The organism is Polaromonas sp. P1_E1_2, from assembly GCF_056406035.1.
The window spans coordinates 1-5,302 of the sequence record NZ_JBFUAZ010000276.1; the positions used below are offsets into that span (position 1 = coordinate 1).

Consider the following 5,302-nt stretch of genomic DNA (forward strand, 5'->3'; position numbering starts at 1 on the left):
GCGTTAAAGTCGGCACAACGCACACCCTTCACGACCGCCCATTCATGCCCACCCGACCCAGAGGCCATCACTACAGCGTCTATGTGATCGAGCTTGGGCCCGAGGTGTGGAACGTGGCACGCTTTCGCCGCGCCAATCCGGACTACCAGCTGGGCAAGCCTTTTGTGTATGTGGGTATGACCGGGCTGGACCCGGATGTGCGTTTTGACAAACACAAGGCCGGCATTCAGTCCAACCGTTTCGCCCGTGATTTCGGCGTGCGGCTTTTACCCAAGCTGTACGAGATGTACAACCCCATGCCCTACGACGCCGCGCGCGACATGGAAGTCGAACTGGGTATTGCCCTGCGCGAAGCAGGTTACGGTGTATGGCAAGCCTGAGCGGGGCCGCACCGGAGCCGGCTATTCAAGTGCGCTCACGGCCACGCCGTGCTGCTTCGAAAACGCCTGGAGTGTTGCGGCGACCTGGGGATCCTGCACGGTGGTCGTCAATTCAATGATCTTGTTGCCGTCACCCTTGTGGCTGTCGCTCACCGTCACGGTGGCCGAAGGATCATCGGCGGCAAACAGCTTCTGCAGCGAAGGGCCCAGCGACCCCATCAGGCCGTCGCGCTCATCCTGAGCAGCACCTGACTGCGCAGCATACTGAACCTCAAAAGAAAAATTTGTCCTGGGATTCATATCGGGTGTCCTTCTGGGTGCCGGAAAAGCTACCGGCGTAATGTGGCCGCGAGGGTGATTTCGGGAACGCTGGCCAGGGCCCTGGAGAGCGGGCAGGCCTTTTTGGCGCCTTCGGCGAGTTCCTGGAATTTCGCTTCGTCGATATCCGGAATCACGGCCTCCAGGGTCAGCGCAATGCGGTCGATGAGGAAGCCATCGCCCTGGGGCACCAGGCGGACCCTGGCGCGGGTGTCCACCGAGCTGGTGCCGAACCCGGCCTTGTCGCAGGCAAAAGAAAACGCCATGGTGAAACAGGCTGCATGCGCGGCGCCCAGCAACTCTTCAGGATTGGTGCCGCTGCGGTCGTCCTCAAAGCGGCTGCCAAAGCCGTAGGGATACGCCTTGAGTGCAGCGGTGTCGGTGCTGATCTGGCCCTGGCCCTTTTTGCCTCGGCCTTCCCAGTGAACGGATGCGGTTTTTTCGGTCATGGGGTTCTCCAGGTTTGTGCGCGTGCAGGGTATATCCGTGCAGGGCAGTGAAATGAAATGTTGAACGTTCCAGCGTGCCCGCCTTTTTTGTGGCTGGCCGTCGGACAGCGCCGCACGTCGGGGTAAGGCCTTCCCGCCGTGGCCGGRGCTGGTGTGAGCCGGGATGCACCGGTCAGGCGTCGTCTGCGCCCGGGTCTTTCATGTGCCATGTGATCCGCCCAAACTCGGCCCTGAGCTGGGCCCGGCCCTCGTCGTCTGCCAGTGCGGAAAGAGCTTGTGCCACCGAGAGCTTGCGTGCAGAAACGGGCTTCCCGCGGTAGGCAAACACGATGCTGTTGGTTTTTTCCTGGGCAAGAATTTCCACGGAATTGCCGTCGAAACTGCGCGCAATGCGGCCCGCCAGCAGCGGATAGTCCGGGTCATCGTAGTGCAGGTTCACCACCAGTACGCCGCCCGGCGACAGCGCGGCAAAACAGTCGTCATAAAAGCGCTGCGAACAGAGGGCCGGCGGTTGCCCCTGGTGGTCAAACCCGTCGATCAGCAGCACGTCGAACCGGGAGGTACCGGCCTGCAGAAAATCGGCCCCGTCAGCGGCGATGACGCGGAACCGCGCATCATCGTCGGGCACGCGGAATTCGCGCCGCAGCGCCACCACCTGAGGGTTGATCTCCAGCACAGTCATCTGACTGGACGGCAGCTGCCGGTGGCAGAACTTGGCCAGGGAGCCGCCCCCGAGGCCGATCATTCCGATGTGCAGGGGCGCGGGCCGAAAGAGCAGGAAACCCATCATCGTCAGCGTGTAGTCCACTTCCAGGCGCCAGGGGCTGTGCATCAGCATGCGGCTTTGCAGTTCACCCATCGTGAAGTGAAGCGACCGGATGTTTCCGTCGTCATGCACAAACGGCTGGGCATGCGCTGGGGGCGGCAGTTCAGCCGGGCCCGCGGGTACAGGATCGGCAGGAAGTTGCGTGAGGTCGGGCCAGGAGGTCATGGGATTTAAGCTGTGCGGGATGGTTCCACCATCAAGCCGGCGGCGGCAGGTTTGCCGCCCCGTTCGGGACCCGCCTCAGACCGGCTGGGATTCGGGCTGCGTCGTGGTGGCGACTTCCGAAGCGACCGCGTCCAGGGCCTGCGCCACCACACCCTGGCTGTCGACCGGCCTGAGCAGGCGTTCGCGGATCAGCCGTTCGCAGCTGCGCTTGGTCATCGAGTGGGGCTGGCCGCCGTGGCTCACGAACATGAACAGCGTGCCCTTGGTGCTGGCCCAGATCAGCTGGGCTCGCAGCCAGCGGCGCCTGGAGTACATATCCACCCAGTGGCCGGAGCGCAGGCTGAGCAACAGGCGCTCGGCTTCGCTTTGGGCCATGGCCGGTACTGCATTTGCGGAGGCTGCCGCCGCGGCAAGGTATTCCGGATGGCTGGAGTCGGGCTCATTTGCCGCTTGCATGGGTTCTATCGGCGGCGGTTCGTCTTCCTCGATCGGAGCAAGTTCTCCAGGCACGGTCGGCAGGGTGTCTTCAAACCCTGCGGCGTCCAGATCGTCGCGCGCAAGCCAGGGGTGCGCGGCGGCCTTGGCAAGGCGCTGTTCAGGCGTGGCCGAATCTTCTTCGGGCTCCAGCGGTACGGCGCCCGATTCTTCGGCGTCACGCCGGCTTTTCAGGCGGCGCAGTTTGAGCACGGGCCGGTGCAGCATCATCAGGCCTTCGAAGAAAGGCTCGCTTTCGCGCGGGTCCTGCCCCAGCAGCTCCAGCCCCTCATGCAGCTTGCCCAAAAGGCTGGGAATCATCTCAATCAGTTTGGCCGGGCGTTTCAGGGTGACTTCCCGCTTGACGCTCCAGAGCAGGTCAGGCACCACCGAACCGAAGCCCATCGGATCAACCTGGTTGCGTGTATCGGAGAGTCTGGCGTGCGCCATGGCCAGCGCCCAGGGGCCGAACAGGAAGTCCAGCACCAGGCCAGGCACCTTGTCCAGGTCCGAGCGCGTGCTCAGCTCAAAGGCGATCTGGTCCGCCTGCGTCTGGCGCTCTTCGGCGAAACGCAGGGCCTGCAGCACGTTGTTGCGGTTTTCCGCTTCGAGCTGGTCYTGCTCGTCCCAGCCGTATTCGAGYTCGGCCAGTGCCATCGCGAAAGGCTGGGCATCTTCGATCGTCAGGCTGTTCAGCCCGTTGAAAGCGCGCGTGACCGGCTCAAAAAACGCCAGGAACTCAGGGCTGAATTCGTCGTTGTACTTGAAGCTGCGTTGCGCCACRCGCTCCATGACGCGGCGCCCGGCGTGGCCTTCGTCGCTGAAAAAGCGCGGGTCCACCATGGCCAGACGCAGCAGCGCAGGCTCCAGCGCCACGATGGCTTCCCGCACCGGCACCAGCAGGCGCGGGTCTTGCGCGACCTGTTTGACCAGCTTGCGCACCACTTCCAGGCCCAGCACCTGACCGACCTGCTTGGCCTCTTTCTTCAGCTGGGTCCGGACGATGGCGCGCTCGCGGGGCCGGGCGTACGAGCCCCAAACCTGCGGGCTGAGCTGGCTGCGCTCATCGACCATCCGCTGCGGACGGTCTACCGCCGGCAGGTTTTGGTATTCATGTGAGGGCGCGGCTTGCGACTCAGCCAACGGCGCGCCGGAAGAGTCGGGCGCTTCCTGCAGGGCGACCAGCTCTTCCTCGACCGTTTCGTAATAGGACGGCGCCAGCCCGTGATGGGCGTTGCTGCCGCCATGGAACAGGAAATCCTGGAACAACTCATCCCGGATCTCATAGTTGGAGAGGTCGGCATATTGCGGGGGCGGCTGGTGGCGGCCGGATTCGACGGAGCCCCCACCGTTTCCGCCCTCACCGCCTCCGGTACCGGCGCCCGACCCGGAACCTGCGCCGCCGGTACCCCTGGCCCTGCTGGGGGCTGCACTCGCAGGGGTCTGCAATACGCGGTAGCTGGCGCCCTGTACGTTGGCAAGTTCCAGCTGGTTAACCAGGCGTTCGTAGACCTGCCCGAGTTCGCGCCCCAGAGGCTCGGCAAGATACCTGAGCCACAGCGAAACGATGGCCGGGCCCGCATTGCTTGCGGTGATCATTTCGCGCAGGGTCTGCGCAAACACTTCAGGGCGCAGCGGATTGAGCTCCGGGCGCACATTCGGCAGCCCCTGCACTGTGCTGATCAGTTTGTTGAGTTCGGCGAGGACGTGGTCGACCGCCGGCAGCACCAGCTGGAGCAGCCGTGACGATTCAATGGCCTGGGACACATCGTCGTCGTCGACGAGGGCGAAGCTGGCATAAGACAGGGCGGCGAAGGTGCTGGATGCGGCTGCGGCTGAAGCAGCGAGCTGGTCTGGAGATGCTGCCGGCGCGCGCACCGCCTGCACCGCAACAGCCACATTCGCCTTGAAATGCACCAGCAGGTCTGCCGGGTATTGCACGACCCAGACGGGCTTGTTTTGTTGAAGTCCCCGCCAGGCCGCCGCGAGTTCGTCGCGCTCGGCCACTTTTGGGCTTTGTGACTCGGCAATCTGCAGCCCCGCCACGGCGTCATCAATGCACCGTTCCAGCGCAGGCCGGGCTGCTTTGGCAGCCGCCTGAAGACAGGATTGAAGGACGTCAGGTTGCGAAGCCATCGAGGAGTTCGGGAAAATTGGTATTAATCACATTTGCCGGCCGGCTTGCAACCGATCTGTGGCCGGAGAGGGGGGAGACGCTAGCGTAAGGGCCAACCGCGATTTCATTGAAGTACTTGMAAAGTGTTTCACTTGGTTTCCAACGCATACATATGAATTACAGGGTTTTTGTCACGGAACGGTCCGTAACCAGCCTTTAAATCCCGCGAATGGCGATGAGCGGCCGGTTTTGCAAGATCGGCGGCCCTTTTGTAAAGGTCAGTTTGGCGCAACACCTCCGCAAGCTCAGGGGTTATCAACGCCTGACCGGCTGTCATTCGCCATGGGGGCGCACCGGCGCCAGCGGGCCGAACCCGGATTTTCAAGAGTATTTGGCCTGCAGGCCAATAACAGCTTGCGCCAACAGCTATCAATTCAGTAGCAAGTTGACTCTGTCAGGCACAGGCTGCAGCAGGCGCAAGCCCCCGTCCGCACCCCTGCCGCAGACTTAACGGCTCACAAGCCGGCTTTTACCTTCAGCCGCCAGGCGTGCAGCAGCGGCTCGGTGTAGCCAC

Annotated in this window: 5 protein-coding genes; 1 reads left to right on the plus strand and 4 read right to left on the minus strand. The window is 63.3% G+C overall.

Going from position 1 to position 5,302, the window contains the following annotated elements; all coding sequences use genetic code 11:
• Positions 1 to 44 precede the first annotated feature (44 nt).
• The gene (locus AC1D1P_RS13510; protein WP_457282321.1) at positions 45 to 380 is read left to right on the plus strand and encodes a hypothetical protein; all 336 of its coding nucleotides are present in this window, start codon (positions 45 to 47) and stop codon (positions 378 to 380) included.
• A gap of 21 nt (positions 381 to 401) precedes the next feature.
• On the opposite strand, the gene AC1D1P_RS13515 is transcribed toward AC1D1P_RS13510, so the two are convergent.
• The 4 genes from AC1D1P_RS13515 to AC1D1P_RS13530 all read right to left on the minus strand — a co-directional run bounded on the left by AC1D1P_RS13515 (position 402) and on the right by AC1D1P_RS13530 (position 4,748).
• Positions 402 to 680, minus strand: a complete 279-nt coding sequence (locus tag AC1D1P_RS13515; protein WP_477673334.1) for a hypothetical protein — start codon at positions 678 to 680, stop codon at positions 402 to 404.
• Between the two features lie 29 nt (positions 681 to 709).
• Positions 710 to 1,147 carry an OsmC family protein gene (locus AC1D1P_RS13520; RefSeq protein ID WP_477673335.1) on the minus strand — a complete coding sequence of 146 codons (438 nt, stop codon included), beginning with the start codon at positions 1,145 to 1,147 and terminating at the stop codon, positions 710 to 712.
• Between the two features lie 172 nt (positions 1,148 to 1,319).
• Positions 1,320 to 2,138: a fused MFS/spermidine synthase gene (locus AC1D1P_RS13525; RefSeq protein ID WP_477673336.1), complete on the minus strand. Its 819-nt coding sequence runs from the start codon at positions 2,136 to 2,138 to the stop codon at positions 1,320 to 1,322.
• Positions 2,139 to 2,213: 75 nt separating this feature from the next.
• Complete coding sequence (locus AC1D1P_RS13530; protein ID WP_477673337.1) at positions 2,214 to 4,748, minus strand: DUF1631 family protein; 2,535 nt, start codon at positions 4,746 to 4,748, stop codon at positions 2,214 to 2,216.
• Positions 4,749 to 5,302: the final 554 nt, after the last annotated feature.

Coding starts and splice junctions, on each gene's coding strand:
- AC1D1P_RS13510 (WP_457282321.1), top strand. CDS start 45: ATGCCCACCCGACCCAGAGGCCATCACTACAGCGTCTATGTGATCGAG.
- AC1D1P_RS13515 (WP_477673334.1), bottom strand. CDS start 680: ATGAATCCCAGGACAAATTTTTCTTTTGAGGTTCAGTATGCTGCGCAG.
- AC1D1P_RS13520 (WP_477673335.1), bottom strand. CDS start 1,147: ATGACCGAAAAAACCGCATCCGTTCACTGGGAAGGCCGAGGCAAAAAG.
- AC1D1P_RS13525 (WP_477673336.1), bottom strand. CDS start 2,138: ATGACCTCCTGGCCCGACCTCACGCAACTTCCTGCCGATCCTGTACCC.